Origin of the sequence: Methanoregula sp., from assembly GCF_052325125.1 — an archaeon.
In the GTDB taxonomy this organism is placed as follows: Archaea; Halobacteriota; Methanomicrobia; order Methanomicrobiales; family Methanospirillaceae; genus Methanoregula.
In genome coordinates this window covers 1-17241 of record NZ_JBKQWO010000021.1, presented here as the reverse complement: position 1 = coordinate 17241, position 17241 = coordinate 1, and the positions used below count along the sequence as shown (strand labels likewise).

Sequence of the window (17241 nt, the reverse complement as noted above, 5' to 3'; positions counted from 1 at the left end):
GCGCCACGTCTGTCACGAATCCGGTAACGGGCAACATTCTTTTAAAGCCCGGCTCATATAGAGGATGATAGTGTAATCCAGACGTTGTGCCGGATTAGTGTTGAACATGACCGCAAGTGTCAGCAACGACGACGATGATGAAGAGGACAAACGGTTATTGTTGTCCCCTTTTTTTGTATCGAAGCGCAGCACCCGTTATCCGGTTGCGGCGCGTGAGTTTATGCATCCGGCTTCCAGCCGGCTCGTTCTGTGCGCCCGAAATCCCCTTTCATGGGGCGGACAGGTACCGGGAACCGCCGGCCCCCGGGAGATATCCCCGGGACTGAAAAGCGAGCTGATCTGCTGATGAACGATAGGTGGGGTGACCCCCCGGGGCCCGGCAACGGGCTTTTTGCAGAGCGCAGCGTCCCGTCCGGCCCGGCAAACCCGCTTGCCCGGCCCGGGATGAACCGGAGGGTGGCGGCACGGACTGCGTCAGGAAGCAGCCACGCAATCCAGGTGCATCTCGTGCCAAAAAAGGAGCCGGTGATGACCCGGGATTCACTTGCTATCGTCATGCGGAACCATGCGTATCATGTCATCGCGGAGGATTACTCGTACAAGACCGAGGCCTACTACACCATCCTCGCACACGAACTGGCAGGCGATGATATCCACCCGTCCAGCCGTGCCGTTCTCGACGCCTTCGTGGTACCGGTCTGCCTTGAACGGGCAAAACATGCCGGCATCCCGGTTGTTCCCTGGGGCATCTCGCAGGCCTATGTCCCGCTGCCGGCAATCCTCTACGGGCTCAACTACTTTGCCACCGCGTCCGACTTCTTTGTCGTGCAGGACAACGAGCAGGCAAAGGACGTCATCAAGCACATAACGAACAAGGGCAAGTACCCGTTCTGCTACCAGAAACTCGGTGATGGCGCAACCATCCAGACCTGCACGGCGGTCTTTGGCCGGACCACGGGGAGCTGCATGGCGATCGCCGGGTATGCGGAGAAAATCTACGAACTCTTTTCCATCCCCCTCGTGAGCATGGTCTTTGTAAAGACCGGAATAGAGATTACCCTCTCGTCCCTGTCGCCTGCGCGCTACACTCACCTCTCCGACGGGGAGCGTTCACTCCTTGCCGCATACCGGGATCACCAGGAGTTCCTATGAGCAGGCTTGGGATTTTTGTCGACCGGAAAACGCTCTCCAACTCAGAACAGCTCAACGCCCTGATCCACTGCCGGGACGTTGCCGAGAGTATGGGACACAATGCGGAATTTCTCTTCCCGGTGGACATCAACAAGATCCCGAAAATGGATGCGCTCTTTATCCGGGCCCGGACCGACCCGATGAACATCACGTACGTTGCCGCCCGGATGGCGGATTTCCACGGTATCCCGGTTATTGACGACGCGGATTCCATCCAGGTCTGCGGCGACAAGATCAACATGTACTCCCACCTCATCAGAAAGAACGTCGCGCTCCCGAAGACCATCTTTCTCTCGAAAAACGATCTCTGTGTCGAACGGGTCTCGCAGCTCTTCGATACGCTGGGGACACCGCTCATTATCAAGGAGCCTTCGACATCGTTCTCGCTCCGGGTCGAAAAAGTCATGGATATCGCGGGTTTCTTCCGGGTCGCCAGAAGGTTCATCAAGATGTCCGACTGGATCGTCGTCCAGCAGTTCGTGGAGAGCACGTACGACTGGCGGGTCGGCGTGCTTGGCGGACAACTCCTGTACGCCTGCAAGTACACGATCCCCTCGGTGACCTTCAAGATCCAGGCATCGGTAAACGGCCATATCGTGTACTGCGGTGTGGAGAGCATGCCCGAGAGCGCAGTCCCGCCCCATGTCATCCAGCTCGGGATCGATGCGGCAGATGCCATCGGAAACGGGCTGTATGGCGTGGATATCAAGAACAACAATGGCGATGCCTGCGTGATCGAGGTCAACGACAACCCGTCGCTCGAGAGCGGCGAGGATGCATGCTACCCCCGGATCTACGAACGGATCGTCAACCACCTTTTTGCAGCGTGATGACCTTTGACGGAAAACTGGCCGCTTCGTGCCGAAGCTATCTGTATGAACTGCGGGGGGCACTGCTGCGACGACGCACATCCCCCCATATCCACAAACTGCCACAAGAGACTGACTGCAGCGGGAGTATCCCCGGCTGCGTTTGAGACCAACGGATACCGGCGGCTCCGGACACATCCCGACCACACCTGCATCCTCATGAAGGACAGCATGTGCCTGATCCATGCGATAAAACCCGAGACCTGCCGGGCAGGGCCGTTTACCTTCGAGGTGACGGACGATAAAATCCGGATCTTCTTAAAACATGCGTCTATCTGCCCTATTGTCCCGCTCTTAAAAGAGGTGCCCGAGGCGTACGGGCAGCAGTTCGACCTGGCCATACAGAATATCACAAATCTTGTCGCACACCTCACGGATGCGGAGATTGATGCAATCAACCGGATCGACGAGCCTGATACGGATCTGGTTGCTGAAATTTCCCGGGGACCCCGGTACGTATGACGATCGGAACAGAACACGAATATTCGATTAACGACACACATTTCACGGCGCTTCCCGTCTCCGACCAGATCCTCAAATCGATCTGCGGGAGTTTTGAAAGCGAGATCCTCTTTGGGGATGTCAAACTGGGAAAGGAACTCCAGAAGACCGTGCTTGAATTCATCCCGCGTGCCCCGGCATCAGGTCCTGCGGAACTCGAATCCATGCTCACGCAGGGGATCAGGAAATTCTACCAGGTCTTTCCCGGCCAGTACCACCTGCTCGGCCTCGGGATGCACCCCACCCTGGCGCCCGGCCGGACAGCGGTCTGGGACCACGACGAGGGGGAGTATTACGAGGCCTACGACCGGCTGTTCAATATCCGGCAGCACGGCTGGCTCAACATCCAGGCGCTCCAGGTCAACCTTTCGTACGCGGGAGAAAAAAACCTGCTCATGCAGTACAACCGGATCCGTACCCTGCTCCCGTACCTCATCGCGCTCACGGCATCCTCGCCCATGGTGGAAGGACGCCTGACCGGGAAAATGGACAACCGGCTCATCTATTACCGGGAGAACCAGAAGGAGATTCCGCAGATCTGCAACGGTATCATACCGGCGCGGATCAGGTCGGTCGCGGAGTACCGCGAGGCACAGGAGCAGATCTTCTCAGCACTCCGGGCACGGGACGCAGGGATTCTCTGCGAGGAATGGCTCAATTCGAGCGGGCTCATCATCCGTTTCTCCCGGGGCTGCCTCGAGATCAAGGCCCCGGACGAACAGGAATGCATCCGCTCCGATATGGCGGTCGCGGCACTGGTGACAGCACTCCTGCGGTGCATGGCGCTCCCGGTCGAGAGCGACCAGGATGCACTCCTCGCACTCACGGAAACAGCGATAGAGAAAGGTACGGCCGGCCTTGGGCCGGAGCTTGAAACGCTCTACCGCCGTGCATGGCAGGCAGCGACCGCAGAAGAGCGGCAGTACCTGCCGGTCATCGAAAGCCGGATCGCGAACGGCAGCCTCGCTGAGCAGATAGCGGAACGGTACCGTTCGGAAAATGCAATCGGGCCGATCCTAGCCGACATGGCGCACTGCCTGCGGGTGAACACGCCGTACGGGGTGAAGTGAGTTTTTTTGGTTCTGGAGAAAACGACATAAACCAACCGGGTTCGCACCGGGACCATGGAAATCGGTATCAGAAAATGTTGGGAGGGCTCAATTCGCCTCGTGGTCTGTCCGAGGCACGGCGGGGCAGGAAAGTTTTTTTACGTAGTTTTATAGTCATTGATCCGCCGTGGGGGCGCCCCTCCGGGGGCGGCGGCGTTCATCGTATCTGATGGAGAGGTAACGAGCTCTTCATGATCCTCCAACGATTTTCCCATGGAATCTAGGGGGAGGCGGGCCGGGTTATATCCATCCGGGCAAAGTGCCCGCATCGTACACATGACTAACAGGAATGTGCATCAATCGGAACCATAAGGTCAGAAAAGTCTTGGGGGGGGTCTACGGCCGGTAAATGATAATTTATATTTCCCATTCCCCAGTCAACCGCCAGCGCATCAGGACCTACGTCGTGTACACCTTTATACAAAAGTTTGCGTTTTCGAGCGTGGTTGTAAGATCTTTGAATGACCGTCCGTTATCGGTCGAGAAATAGCTCTCTCCCGGGTGAGAGGTGGCATCCCTGCAGTAACCGGCACCGGGCATTTCAACCGCAGCGACATCGGGGTTTAACGGATTTGTCAGGGTGAGCACGACCGAGAACGTATCTCCGGTATTGACCCGGACCAGACTTCCGGATGGCACGACAATGGTACTGTAACCCATATAGGGCAGGGTCCCGCTGAAGGTGGCCACAGGTGTCCCGCCTGCCGGCCCGTCCGTCGGGTTCCGGTAGATCTCCGCCTTGTAGCTGGTGTGTACATCCGTTGAGAAAAATCCTATCGCCTTAATTGTTCCCGGCGAGGTTGCAGTGAAACGATTGGCAACGGTAGAGGTTTTTGGTGTTGTCCCGAAGTAATATTCCGCGCATTCTCCGAGGGGGTCGTAATAATAGATCCCCTTGTAATTATCGACAGGTTCACCCAGGATAATCCCGGTGTCCTTCGAAGTATTATCCGGTTGAAGTGCTGATCCAAAGTATTTGTCATAATAAGAGACATAGAAGAAGCCATGTATTCCCCAGTTTGTCCCCCAGCTGTTCTTCACGATCCATGCCCCGTTCCCGGGGGGGATATCCTTGAAATTTGTTGCCGGGTACGAGTCATCCCATCCTATAATGGTAACGTCATGCCCGCCACCGATTTTCGGATGTGATGCCGGCATGTAATATGCATACGATGATCTATTCAGGAATAAGTCTGACGACCATTCCAATGCAGAATCGACTGCGCCATATTTTTCTAATGCCAGTTTTATGTTATCGGTATCTGTCCTGTTTGATCGTGCGGGGAAGAGGATCACATTCTGGACATGCATGACCGCGGGATATGAAGCAGAACCGGTCCAGGTCACTTTTGGATAGGGATCGGTAGCCTCATCGACGGGTCCGGCCCAGCGGGTGAGATACGCCATTGACTTGTCGATACCCCCGCTCAGAGATCCGTCACAGCGTCAGAAACACCGGGTCTGGCCAGGTTCACTAAATTTTTTTCAGAGAAGATCAGGGTTGCATTGGGGCGAATCGTGGACTCGAGGGATCCGTAGGTGGCAAACGCCCAGCAGGTGTCGAAGGGATTCTGATCTTCCACCGGGCTGACTTTGTCATAATCGCGCAGGTCATATCTGGTTTCGACCGCGTGAACGCCGGGACCAAACAGGGGGATATCCTTGACATCGGGCCGGGTGATAGGAGAGGGAACGTCTCCCAGTGCATATCCATCATCCGTGGTCACCGGCTCCGGTTTAAGCTGGTATGCAACATAATCCGGATTGAGGGGTCCTTCATTGGCAGCGGTCACGTTGGGTGCCAGAGCCTGTTCAGATGCCGGAGCAGGTGAGGTGCAGCCGGCAATAAGGACTCCCGCCAGTATGAAGGTGATGAGAATCAGGAAGGGGACTGATTTTTTCATATGCATGCATCCAATACAAAAGTTAAAAATATTGCTGTTGGGTCTCCAGGCAAAACCGGCCGGGAGCCCGTCAATAACGTGCCTCCCCATATACTCCCCTGACATGGGAATCCGGTGCCGGCCGGGAACGGAAATACCGATAGGGACTTCCGGTTCCTCGAAGGAATGTACCTGACAGGCGTAAGGATTGAAAAAAACGCCGGTGCCGGGAGAGGAACGTGGTTCCCCCCGGGGTTCCGGCAACAGTGCCGTTGACGCCCCGGACTACGGCAAGCCCGCAGCGAAGGGGCAATCCTCATTAACCTCCCCACCGGTACTATCACTACAGGAGCAGCTACCATGTCACGCACCCTGCTTTCCGAAGCGGACGGTTACGAACTGTTGAAAACCTACGGGATCCCGGTGCCCCGGTACGTGGTCGTCGCCACCGCTGAAGAGGCAGGGCGTGCAGCGGAGGGGATCGGGTTCCCGCTGGTGGCAAAGATCGTCTCGCCGCAGGTGATCCACAAGAGCGATGCGGGCGGCGTCATCACCGGCATCGCGTCTGCCGCTGCCGCAGAGAAGGCGTTTACCGCGATCACGAAAAACGTGCGGGCGGCATATCCCGATGCGGTGATCCGGGGGGTTATCCTTGAGAGGCAGCAGGATGAAGGCCTCGAACTGATCATCGGGGGAAAGACCGATCCGTCGTTCGGGAAAGTGATCACCATCGGCATGGGCGGCACGCTCGTAGAGCTGATCCGGGATGTTGCAATCCGGCTCCTTCCGGTCGGTGACGACGGTATCCGCACCATGATCCACGGCCTCAGGGGATACCCCTTGGTCGCCGGGTTCCGGCACGCTGCTCCCCGGGACGAAGCAGCGCTCGTCGCGATCGCCGGTGCGCTGGTGCGGATGTTCATGGAGCACCCCGAGGTCCAGGAGTTCGACATCAACCCGGTCATCCTCTACGGCGAGGGCGGGTGCGCAGTGGATGCGCGAATCTATACCGACGATACAGTCGGACCGGCCTCGAAGGAGGCGGCAGGTGCTGCACTGCCGGACAACCTCTTTAAGATCCGGTCGGTTGCTGTCGTGGGCGCATCGCAGAACCCCGATAAGGTCGGGTACGCGATCTGCCGGAACATGCTCGGCTTTTCCGGTGCCCTCTACCCGGTCAATCCCAATAACGCAGCGATCCTCGGAAAGACTACATATCCCTCGCTTGCCGCAATCCCGGGGCCGGTGGATGCGGCGGTGATTGCGATACCAGCAGCAGGGGTCCCTGCCATCGTGGAGGAAGCGGGAAAACAAAAAATCCCGCTCGTTATCATCGTCTCTTCTGGCTTCGGGGAGACCGGGCCGGCCGGGAAAGCGCTCGAAGAACAGGTGCTGGCCGCTGCACAGAAGTATGGAATCCGGGTCATGGGCCCCAATTGTCTCGGGTTCATGCTGCCGACGCAGGGAATCAACACCACGTTTGATCCGGTCTCCCCCCGGCCCGGCTCCATTGCGTTTATCTCCCAGAGCGGGGCGATCATCACCACGATTGTCGACTGGAGCCTGCCCGAGGAGATCGGGTTTTCCGCCGTGATCTCGGTGGGTAACCAGCTGGACCTCACGTTCGAGGACTTCATCAGGTGGACCGGTACCGACCCGGCCACGAACGCGATCATCCTGTATGTCGAGGAGATTAAAAACGGCCGGCGCTTCATGGATACCGTCAGCCGGATCACCCCGACAAAACCCGTGATCGTGATAAAATCCGGCACATCGGTGATCGGGCAGAAGGCCGCTTCGTCGCACACGGGTTCCCTCGCCGGGAGTTCTGCGGTCTACCAGGCAGCGTTCCGGCAGGCAGGCATGATCCCGGTCCGGTCGATCCGGGAGGCATTCCAGGCTGCCGAACTTCTCGCTTCCGAAGGGTACCCGGCAGGGGCCCGCGCCGTCGTCATCTCGAACGCCGGCGGGTTTGCAGTCCTCTCATCCGACTATGCCGAGCGGTTTGGTATCAGGCTGGTGGAATTCCCTGAGGCGCTCACCCGGGAACTGGACGCGGTGCTCCCTGCAAACTGGAGCCGCGAAAACCCGATCGACATGGTCGGCGATTCCCACCCCGAGCACTACGCAAAAACGTTCGATGTGATGATCCGGCACCAGGACCTCTGGGACATCGCATTTGTGATCGCGGTTCCGACCGCGATCGCCAACCCCATTCGGGTCGCAAACGAACTGATCCGTTTCTCCAAGCACACAAAAAAGATGATCGTGGGCTGCATGATCGGCGGGGATTCCATGAAGACGCCGCAGCGGATCCTGCGGGAGGCAAAAATCCCCAACTTCCCGGACCTTGAGGACGCGTTCCGGGCTGTGGGAAACATCTGCCGGTACACGTGCCACAACGTGGATGCCCCCTCCGGGTGCCGCGAAGATACCCGGGAGCCGCAGGAGTTCGAACGACCGTAAAGCACCTCTAACCCCGGCCATCATATCATCATTTATACCGGCGGGATGCACGTTCTCGTATGAACCTCCGACTGGTCCCTGGCCTCGCATTCCTCCTCGTGCTGGCGCTCGTTACGGCCGGCTGCACCCAGCCGGAATCCCTGTCAATCGGCACTCCTGCATCCACACCCGTGACGGTTACTACCGCGGCGACCTCCTCATCGCCTGCCCTGCCCCCGGACTCGGCCACCCCGGAACCGACCGGGACCCTGCCCTCGTACTGGAGCATCAATGTCCAGGCCCAGAGCAACGGCCAGGCAATAAATCCGCAGATCATCATCACCTTCCGGGGCGGGATGGGCATGAACCTCATCCCCCGGATCGAGCTCAAGGTCACCCGGTCGGATGGTATCGTTGAGACCGGGGAGATGGACCAGCCGTTCTCCATAGGCCAGAGCGTCACGTTTGCCGCGACGACCGGGTACCAGGACCGGGCCGAGGCCTGGGCGATCACGCCGCAGGGTGATTTGGTCAAGATCCTCGACCAGTATGTGCCGTTCCGGTCGTATAATTCCTGAGGACCGGTTCTTGCAAATCCGGGGGACCCTGCTTCTCTATTTTTTAAAATCTTAAGCTGCAGGGCCGGACTTTTTTATCGGGAACGGGGCACCCCCTCCCACATGAACACAGGGTCGGGCCGACAGATTTTGCGATCGATCGGTCCGATCATTTTTTTTGCGGACTACACAGTGGGGGGGGAGGGGGCTGCCCTTGATTCGTGTGTACGGAGGGTCGCCCCGATCATTTCTGAAATTGGTCGGACCGATCGGTTTTGCGGACGATCGGACCGACCATCTTGTCTCGCCTGAAATTCCAGTAGAAGTGCATGGTGCGGCACTGGAATAGGAGAGGTCAACCCGATCAACTTTGCGATCGATCGGTCCGATCATTTTTTTTGCGGAGCGTGAAGTGAGAGGAGGGGGGTGACCGGTTTTTTTGGAGGTCGGGGTGGCCGATCATGATGAGGGAGCGGGGCGATCGTTTTCCGGAATTCTCACATCATGACCCAAACTTTTCCAAAAATGTGTGGGCCGGATGATCCGGATTGCATAGTGGGGATATCGTGGGGGCTGTCGCCCCCACACCCCCATGCGAGAAGATCCGCCGCCGCCACCGGCAGGAAGCCCCTGTGGCGGATCAATTACCGGAAATGGCGATGCGGGATATCCGGCAAGATCGGGTTTATACAACTGAATAAGTAAAGAATATCCTTGTGACGAAATGAATGCTCACTGCCGGAAACCCTAATACGGTAGAAAGAAAACCTGGTTGTATCTATGTTCAAGATGGCAGATCAGGTAATCAGCCTTGATCGATTGAAAATCAATGGTCGTGTTCACCGGTTAGCCCGGCGACTAACAATTACCGTGGAACACGAAGACGACCGGTTAATTCTTTCCGACGAAGAATTTGGTCTGGTTGTTTCCGCTGCAACTCTTGAAGAAGGTATCGCTGGAATATCTGATGAACTTTCGATGCTCTGGGAAGTATATGTTGATGAGGATCCGGCAAACCTTACCCCGGATGCTCTTCGCCTCCGTAATAACCTGACCTCTCTTGTTCCGGCCGGAGTTATCCTGTGAAACCCTGTAAAGCCAGGGATATTGAGGCAGCGTTACTCAAAAAAGGGTTCAGGGTAAAAGAATCTCATCACAAGATTTTCTATCTCGCCATTAATGGAAAAATTACCGGAGTGCACACTTTTTTGAGCCATGGAATTCGGGATTATAACGCAGACCTTCTGGCAAAAATGAAGGGGCAGCTCCATCTCTCCGGCAAAGAACTTGGCGATCTCATACGATGCCCACTTTCTGGTGAGGAGTATCTGAAATTACCCGAAGAGCGCAAAATCTTATGATTTTGCAAGCTCCCAAAATACGCCCGCAAAACCGTCCGATTCCACTACCCGAAAATAAAAGCTCGTATTTGCCCCAATTTGCCAAAATAAGCGTAAATTGAGCCCCATATAATGCCCATAAACGGCCCATAGACGTGTTTTAGCGGCCTCTTTTTCCGGGATCGATCAAATACCTGTTTGGCATCGGATCGGCCCGCAAATCGCGTTTATGCGAACGTTTTAATTCGTCCGATTGCCAAAATAATGCCGATTTGGGCTTGTTTTGAAAAGGAGCCCGTATCGGGCTCCGATTGGATCCTGAAATGGGCAATCCGGGCTCAATACGGGCCCGGATTAGTGTAGATCAGATCGGGTGAATATGGGGGATTACCTGTACCCCCATTGCGATTCACGCGGCCAAACTTTCGAAGATGCCAGAGTGCGGAATCTCTTCGCAATTTTTTTCCGGGCATTGAGGTGGAGCGATGCCCGACGCGCAAAACGCCTCGTCGGGTTTTGCGCTACGCACTTACCGGGATCCCAACTCGTGATCAGATTCTTTGGATGGGATTGTGAAGCAAAAGGAGCGGGCACCCGAGCGACTCCGAGCAAAGCGAGGAGGGGGGGAGAATCACGAATGAGATTGTCTCAAAACACCCCCCCAAAATACGCCCGTAAAACCGTCCGATTCCACTACCCGAAAATAAAAGCTCATATTTGCCCCAATTTGCCAAAATAAACGTAAATTGAGCCCCATATAATGCCCATTAGAGCCCCGTATTCGCGTTTTGGCAGCCTCTTTTTCCGGGATGGGTCAAATTCCTCATTTGAAGTGAGATTTGGGCAGGAATAGGCCTTTATGAGACCGATTAAATTCGCCCGATTGCAAAAATACGGCCGATTTGGGCTTATTTTTAAAAGGAGCCCGTATCGGGCTCCGATTGGATCCTGATATGGGTAATCCGGGCTCAATAAGGGCCCGGATTAGTGTATCTCAGATCGGGGTGGATGGGGGGGGCTGATGCTCCCCTGTACCCCCATATGAGGAGCGCCGCCACCCTCGAAGGGGAGCCTCTGTAGCGGGCGAGAGATACTCGAATGCATACGGCAGAAAAAATTTCGAAGATGCCAGAGTACGAAATCTCTTCGCGATTTTTTCCGGGCATCGATGCGGAACGATGCCCGACGCGCAAAACGCCTCGTCGGGTTTTGCGCTACGCACTTACCGGGATCCTAACTCTCAACCAAAATCCGTGAGCGATACTGCGTAGTGGGTGGATGCCCTGCGACTCACTTGCCCAGCGAGGGCCCGACGAGGCGCCCGAGCGACTCCGAGCGCTAGCGAGGAGGGGGAGGAATCGTAAATCAGGGAGGGAGATTAAAATTTGGTCTCGTGACTATGAAACACCTTTCCTGAATCTTAATTATGAACCCGATTCTGAAAATCTGGCATCTGAGGGAATTATGATAATACAATTCTGGAAGACTTCCTATTGGGGCATCGAATACGGAAGAAAGGATTTGAGCCTTCAAAAATATTGGGAACATATCTTTATTTTGACTGGGTGTTACCATTAAAATATGAAAATTTGTCCTAACTGCAATTATGAAAATTTTTCCAATCCGAATTTTTGCGAAGGCTGTGGACAAGATCTTCATCTTGTAAGACCGGAATTTTTTACAATTGTTAATTTTATTAAAAAAAATAGTGAAGTATATGCTGTATTTGGAATTTTAATTGCGTTATTTCAATATTTTTTTACTTCACAGGATAGTAACGTTAAGATAATTTCATTATTTCCTCTTTTTATTTCAGGATATTTACTCCTTTCATTATTAATTAAAGCGGATCAAATTGTTGATACTCAATCATTTGAAAATTCATATAATAGATATTTTAATGAAAATTCTTTTGAATTTTGGATTTTTCTTTCTATTAATCTAGCATTTTTTGTTGGGTTAATATTGAGTACGGGGCCTAATTATTACCTCCCAATTTTTTTATTGGGCATTGTTACAATATTTTTGATAATATTTTCTCGAAAAATCACTTATATTACAAAAACGAACCATCAGGAACTCCTTACATTCTCGACGCGGCTTAATTTATTGGCCATTTCCCTTGGTGAAATTAGCTTTATTGTATTTCAATTATTGTCAAATCTAATCAAACAACTAACGGATCCCACAATTTATATCGTTACTATAATGATTCCAATCATTATTTTCTTCTTTGGGATTGGAACCGTTATAGCCAATATGGTCATCAGTCAATATATGCTAAGTACAGAAATGAAACAAATCGTGGACAATCGTATAGTTTATTCTATAGAAAAAATAAAGATAGATCTATCAAGTTTTGTTCAAACTATTTCGAATAATCGATGGAATCAAATCATATTGGTAATCGATATCTTGTTACTAGCGGTAATTATCGTAAATTATTTTTATGGAATTTTACCGCGATTAGGATTGTTCTTAATGTGTTTGTGAGAATGTGTTATTAGACAAAGCATTAAACCATTAATATTGTCTTGCTGCTAATGGGACTAACCAAATTTCATTTTGCAGTTTTGAAAATCAGCAATATATCCTTTCCAAAACCCCCGCCCTCAAAGCGTAATCTTCTTCAATATCTGCCCGCCCTTAAAGATCGTAATCCCCCCGCCGCTCTGGGAGACTACAATGCCCACGGCCCGGGTCACGCTGGTCATGGCCGCGACCGAGTTGTGCCGGGTGCCCATGCCCTTGGGGAGGGTCACCTTGCTTGAGTCCACCGTGATGTACCGCCCGGATGCCTCGATAAACCCGTCGCCTGTGATCACGAAAGCCCCGTCGAGCTGGGCGAATTCCTTGATATTTTCCCTGAGATCGGGATTCGTCACCATGCGCATCTCGGGTACATGGCCTTCGAAGGCATTGAGCATGATCTGACGGGACTTGGCGAGCACGTTCTTCGTGTCGCCGATGAGAAAAGTCGTGCCGACCGCTTTTCCTTCCCGGCCCTCGATCGAGATCTCGGTGCAGATGTGGAAGACGGAATCGAAGACCTCTTCGCGCACGTCCGTATCGGCGACAACCTGGTCTTTCCAGGTATCGGTGCTGATCCGCACCTCGCCGGTCCGCTTCCTGTCGGTGATATCATGGCCGATACAGAGTACTTCGACAATGTGGCCCTGCGGGTCGCGGATCGCCTTGTTGATCCACGCGATCCAGACAATGTCCCCGTTCCGGCGGATGTTCTCGCTCACGTTGATAGCATACCCCTCGGCATTGAAACCCAAGTCGTTCGCCATCATCGAGAGATCGTGGCCGCCCCGGTTCTTTTCCGGCACGATTGTCCCGACCACGTTTTTCCCGACAAGTCCGCTGTCGGGATAATCGAAGAATGCTGCCGCGTAGGTATTGACATAGGTGATGACGCCCTGCATATCCATCCGTATGATGATGCTCTGGGCATTCTGCATCATCTCGCGGTACTTCGCCTCGCTCTCCTTGAGGGCGTCCCGCATCTTCTTCTTGTCGGAGATATCGGTTACGACCACCGTGCCTCCTTTTTTTGCGTCGAGAGGGTCGAGGAGCCGGGCCTGGAGGGTACAGGCAATGATCCCCCCGCCGGTCCGCACGAGCTCGCACTCCGCACAACCGTTGCCGAGGGCATCCCGGTGGATCTGGAGGTCCCGGCAGGCCTGCCCGAACTCCTCTTCGGTCACAAAGAGCGAACGTACCGGTTTTCCCACGATGGCAGATTCCGATGTTTCAAGGAGCGCCGCAAGCGGGTGGTTGATCCACTCGATCGTGGCGTTGCGCATCTGGAATATGCCCAGCGGCGTCGCCGAGAGGATGGCGGTCAGCTGATCGTTCTGCAGTTTGACGTCGCGCTCCGATTTTTTGCGCAGTGCCGTCTGCTTGATGAGCATGACCAGGTCTGCTGCCGGTGAACGCAGGTCAGCGGTCCGGGGAATGATGATCTCGGTGCCGTTGCTGATTTCCTCAAAGGCAACGCGGCTCTCACCCCGCCGGTGAAAGACGATAACCGGCGTGGGATTTCCCACAGAGCGGAGGTAGCGCAAAAAACCTATCCCGTTCATATCGGAGACAAAATCGATGCCGTTGACCGGCGACACTTCTTCGTAGCAGACGATAACGTCGAAACACCGGTTCTTGAGCTTCTCGATTGCCTGTTTGGTGGATTGCACGAGATCCAGCCGCACCTCCCCGGATTTTTCGAGGAACGGGCGGAACTGCGCGAGAAAATCGGTATTATCATCCACGAACAGAACGGATATCATCAGGAACTCCCGGGGCGTGGGCTGGGTCGCCTGCGGTGTATACTTATAATCTGGATATTTTTGCAATAAATAGTTGACTGGATGCGGGGGAAATTGCAGATTTCGCGCAATTTACGGCCGGAATGGCATTCCTGTCCCGGAGAGGGGAGACGCCCGGTTATGGAATTGTCCTGTCCTTTCATCAGGTACAGTTCCCTCCCGGTTTTTTGCAGCCGGTTTATCATCCCCTTCGCTCTTTTTCCGGCTCCAGATTCCCCATACACGAGCCATATCCCGGTGACAGGGATGGGCGGCAGGCTAAAGGCAGGCCATGAGCTGCAAAAAGCGTTTGTAAAAAGATGACAGGGATACAACAGAACCGGTCACCGGTTGCTGTTCCCGACAATGGCAAGCTGGTACATCCAGTCCATTAAGGGGTGGCACTCGTCCACGATGCATTCCAGGTCGCATGCGATGCACGGGATCAGCTCGTCACCGGCAAGCAGGTCTTCGGGATGTACCGGCTGTTGTCTGGCCCGGAGGAGGTAGGTCTTGATCCCGTCTTTTTTGTATTCCACCCGGTTGATGAGCCCGCTCTCTTCGAGTTTCTTTACGATCCTCGAACATTTCCGGCTGTCCACACCCAGTTCTTTCCAGAGCTCGCTCTGGAGGACTCCCTCAGGCCGTGACTGGATCAGGGTGAATGCTTCATCTTCTGGTTCAGGCATTACGGTTACTTCCTCATATATGTTCAGAGAACCGGGGCAATGGTAAGAATATTATTGCCCCGGATAACGACCGTACCCAGGCTTCGCCCGCGCTCGTTGTTGACAAACTCGATCGTCTCGTCCATGTGGATATTGAGGTATTCATCCACCGCGACAAGCCGGCCCTGCAGTTTGCGCCCCTCATCCTTGATCTCTACGGTAATTTTGGAATCTACGAGGGCAAACACTTTCTTTATGGGCAAAACAATTCCGTTAACCATCTGTCCTGATTTGGGTCGGAAGATAATTAAAGTTTGCTAGAGGGCGGAGAAGGGGGATTACCGGCCATTTACCCGCAGGGGTTTTGTGGACGAAAACCCCCAACCTTTTGCAGCAGGACCTGCCAGAAGACCCTCAGAAATAACATCAGTCCCCGAGGGGTTCCCAGCGCGGTTCCAGTTTCTTTTCAACAGCCGGAAGCGTGGTATACGCCATCTCCTCTGACGAAAGACGGTGGGGCTCGAAGGGCCCCTGTGCACGGATCGTGTCCGCGAGCTCGTTGCACCGTGCCCTGACCCGGTCAAAACCGGGGTCGTCGAACATATCCGCCGGGCCGATCAGCTTCCCGTTGGTAACCTGGAACCCGAAGCAGATGACCCGGGGGGGACCGTCGAACCGGGTGCAGTTGGCATCGCAGAGGCCGACCGGCATGAGCGGCCCGTGATGCGCCCCGCGCATCCAGCCTGCGACCAGCACGGGGATAGTAAACGGCTCGATCGCCTCACCCATCGAGGGAAAACCGCTCTCTGCCCTGACGATCATGACCGGATCATCCGTTCCCCTGCACCGGCCGGCCATCGTATTGAGACGCTGAGTGCTTGTCGAGGCAGCGATCGTCCCGTCCTTTTTAAACACATGCCTGATCACGTAACGGGATGGCGCCCCGATATAAGCAAGCAGGCTGTAGCTTTCCTCCGGGCAGGCAAAGCTGATCTTTCGTTTTCCGACAAGGTCGTGGACCTCAAAGACAAAGCCCTCTGAAAGAGACGGGTCGGTGACAAGGCCCGGGGTGTTGAACGGATCGGCGAAGACCTTGTACAGGAAGAAGTTCCATGCGCCGGGCCCGGTCTTGCCTGCCATGAAGACAAGGACGGGATCGGACTCCCGTTCCTCGAATTCCATCTCGGCGACTCCCGGGCCCATGCCCCGGACATTCCCCGCGAACGCATCGGCAGGCATGTCCTGGCCGGCACCGTAGAGCTTGAGGTTTTTTGCAACCCCGGTGCATTCCAGGAAAACATTCCACGCGAGCCGGTGGATCGCTTCGCTGTCCACCCCGCGGGTATGGGTCATAATCAGTTCGAGATCATCGCCGCAGTGGGTGACAAATGAATCGACAAGGAGTTTTCCCCGCTCGGCCTTCAGCATCTTCGCAGCCGTTTCGAGCAGCTTCGGGTGGGTGCGGGAATGGCCGGGGAAACTTCCCACATCCGCTTTAATGACCGAGATTGTGGTCCGTGGCATACGTGTTCACATCTATGTGATCGCACGGCGATCCTAAAAATGGTTGGGAATGGAGAGACAGCGGCGGGTCAGTGCAGGGACTTCCGGATTGCCGAGGCGGTGCCGTACGCGCCGAATGCCCGGAAGAAGACCAGGCTTTCCGCGTACGCCATCGCCTGCATGGCCTTGTTGGTCTCTTCACCGACCGCGTAGATCTCTTTATAGAATTCCTTGATCGCCATCTTGCAGTTGCCATCGAAGATCTGGCGATCTTTCTTCCCGGGGTTAGCGGGCCGGTATTTTTCCAGTGTCCAGTCCACGATGCTCTTGTAGAGATCGGGCTCGTAGATCTTCAGGATGCCATACGCCACATCCTGCCAGAATGTCCCGACATTTCCCTTGATGATATCGCCCTTGGGGAAGTGCAGGTTGATGAGATCCCGCGGGGTGCCGGTGATGCCGTGCTGGGCGATCCCGACATTGAGGTGATTGTCCCGGAGCGCCTGTGCGATCTCTTTTGTACGGTTGATATCGATCGAGAGCTGCTCCACCACGTTCCCGTTCGCATCGTAGGCGTGGCCGTGGGAGCTGCCGTTAGCAATTGCTATCACGTGAGGGAAGACGTCGTTTTCGTTGAGGGCTTTGATGAACCCGACAGCCTCCTCGGGCCGGGTCAGGATCAGGCCTTCGGTGTCTTTCCTCCCGATCTCTCCTACTTCCACTTCGAGGCCGAACTCCTTTCCTTTCATCTGCTGTTTGATGTAGCGGGCGATATCCGTGGTGGCCGCGATATTCCCGTCCAGTTCCTCGCGGACGTTCTTTCCCTCAAAGTTGAAGAGGTGCGAGGCATCGATGGCAAACGAGG

General features: G+C 54.8%; 17 protein-coding genes. 10 read left to right on the top strand and 7 right to left on the bottom strand.

Annotated features, from left to right (window positions below; all coding sequences use genetic code 11):
- The first annotated feature begins 106 nt into the window (after nucleotides 1–106).
- Genes ACLQMU_RS05160 through ACLQMU_RS05140 form a run of 5 tightly spaced genes read left to right on the top strand, consistent with a single transcriptional unit; the run spans nucleotide 107 to nucleotide 3631 of the window.
- The gene (locus tag ACLQMU_RS05160; protein ID WP_422149181.1) at nucleotides 107–346 is read left to right on the top strand and encodes a hypothetical protein; all 240 of its coding nucleotides are present in this window, start codon (nucleotides 107–109) and stop codon (nucleotides 344–346) included.
- Complete coding sequence (locus tag ACLQMU_RS05155; protein WP_424040239.1) at nucleotides 346–1152, top strand: hypothetical protein; 807 nt, start codon at nucleotides 346–348, stop codon at nucleotides 1150–1152. The genes ACLQMU_RS05160 and ACLQMU_RS05155 overlap by 1 nt, the downstream gene beginning before the upstream one ends.
- On the top strand, nucleotides 1149–2021 hold the full coding sequence (locus ACLQMU_RS05150; RefSeq protein WP_443673587.1) for an ATP-grasp domain-containing protein: 873 nt from the start codon (nucleotides 1149–1151) through the stop codon (nucleotides 2019–2021). The genes ACLQMU_RS05155 and ACLQMU_RS05150 overlap by 4 nt, the downstream gene beginning before the upstream one ends.
- A gap of 6 nt (nucleotides 2022–2027) precedes the next feature.
- Nucleotides 2028–2522 (top strand): YkgJ family cysteine cluster protein, encoded by a 495-nt coding sequence (locus ACLQMU_RS05145; RefSeq protein WP_424040237.1) that lies wholly within the window; start codon nucleotides 2028–2030, stop codon nucleotides 2520–2522.
- Nucleotides 2519–3631 carry a glutamate-cysteine ligase family protein gene (locus ACLQMU_RS05140; protein ID WP_424040236.1) on the top strand — a complete coding sequence of 371 codons (1113 nt, stop codon included), beginning with the start codon at nucleotides 2519–2521 and terminating at the stop codon, nucleotides 3629–3631. Before ACLQMU_RS05145 ends, ACLQMU_RS05140 begins: the two co-directional genes overlap by 4 nt.
- Nucleotides 3632–4069: 438 nt before the next feature.
- On the opposite strand, the gene ACLQMU_RS05135 is transcribed toward ACLQMU_RS05140, so the two are convergent.
- Together ACLQMU_RS05135 and ACLQMU_RS05130 are read right to left on the bottom strand one after the other, a co-directional pair.
- Complete coding sequence (locus ACLQMU_RS05135; RefSeq protein WP_422148400.1) at nucleotides 4070–5077, bottom strand: lectin like domain-containing protein; 1008 nt, start codon at nucleotides 5075–5077, stop codon at nucleotides 4070–4072.
- A gap of 20 nt (nucleotides 5078–5097) precedes the next feature.
- On the bottom strand, nucleotides 5098–5574 hold the full coding sequence (locus ACLQMU_RS05130) for a C1 family peptidase (protein WP_424040234.1): 477 nt from the start codon (nucleotides 5572–5574) through the stop codon (nucleotides 5098–5100).
- Nucleotides 5575–5913: 339 nt separating this feature from the next.
- Between ACLQMU_RS05130 and ACLQMU_RS05125 the strand changes: the two genes are divergently transcribed.
- From ACLQMU_RS05125 to ACLQMU_RS05105, 5 genes are all read left to right on the top strand, one after another.
- Nucleotides 5914–8019, top strand: coding sequence for an acetate--CoA ligase family protein (locus ACLQMU_RS05125; RefSeq protein WP_424040232.1), 2106 nt, complete (start codon nucleotides 5914–5916; stop codon nucleotides 8017–8019).
- Between the two features lie 59 nt (nucleotides 8020–8078).
- The gene (locus tag ACLQMU_RS05120; protein WP_424040230.1) at nucleotides 8079–8576 is read left to right on the top strand and encodes a hypothetical protein; all 498 of its coding nucleotides are present in this window, start codon (nucleotides 8079–8081) and stop codon (nucleotides 8574–8576) included.
- 759 nt (nucleotides 8577–9335) lie between these two features.
- Nucleotides 9336–9641 (top strand): hypothetical protein, encoded by a 306-nt coding sequence (locus tag ACLQMU_RS05115; protein WP_422148404.1) that lies wholly within the window; start codon nucleotides 9336–9338, stop codon nucleotides 9639–9641.
- Nucleotides 9638–9916 (top strand): hypothetical protein, encoded by a 279-nt coding sequence (locus tag ACLQMU_RS05110; protein ID WP_422148405.1) that lies wholly within the window; start codon nucleotides 9638–9640, stop codon nucleotides 9914–9916. Before ACLQMU_RS05115 ends, ACLQMU_RS05110 begins: the two co-directional genes overlap by 4 nt.
- A 1560-nt stretch (nucleotides 9917–11476) precedes the next feature.
- The gene (locus tag ACLQMU_RS05105; protein ID WP_443673586.1) at nucleotides 11477–12388 is read left to right on the top strand and encodes a hypothetical protein; all 912 of its coding nucleotides are present in this window, start codon (nucleotides 11477–11479) and stop codon (nucleotides 12386–12388) included.
- Nucleotides 12389–12507: 119 nt separating this feature from the next.
- Here the strand turns inward: ACLQMU_RS05105 and ACLQMU_RS05100 are convergent, their stop codons facing one another.
- The 5 genes from ACLQMU_RS05100 to ACLQMU_RS05080 all read right to left on the bottom strand — a co-directional run.
- A complete protein-coding gene (locus tag ACLQMU_RS05100; protein ID WP_424039269.1) occupies nucleotides 12508–14187 on the bottom strand; it encodes a PAS domain S-box protein in 1680 nt (559 codons plus the stop codon).
- Nucleotides 14188–14549: 362 nt separating this feature from the next.
- A complete protein-coding gene (locus tag ACLQMU_RS05095; protein WP_422149039.1) occupies nucleotides 14550–14894 on the bottom strand; it encodes a helix-turn-helix transcriptional regulator in 345 nt (114 codons plus the stop codon).
- A gap of 23 nt (nucleotides 14895–14917) precedes the next feature.
- Nucleotides 14918–15154 (bottom strand): LSM domain-containing protein, encoded by a 237-nt coding sequence (locus ACLQMU_RS05090; protein ID WP_422149040.1) that lies wholly within the window; start codon nucleotides 15152–15154, stop codon nucleotides 14918–14920.
- A gap of 145 nt (nucleotides 15155–15299) precedes the next feature.
- The gene (gene fbp / locus ACLQMU_RS05085) at nucleotides 15300–16397 is read right to left on the bottom strand and encodes a fructose-1,6-bisphosphate aldolase/phosphatase (protein ID WP_422149434.1); all 1098 of its coding nucleotides are present in this window, start codon (nucleotides 16395–16397) and stop codon (nucleotides 15300–15302) included.
- A gap of 68 nt (nucleotides 16398–16465) precedes the next feature.
- The coding region (locus tag ACLQMU_RS05080; protein ID WP_443673585.1) for a class II fructose-bisphosphate aldolase at nucleotides 16466–17241 on the bottom strand (776 nt) is incomplete at its 5' end.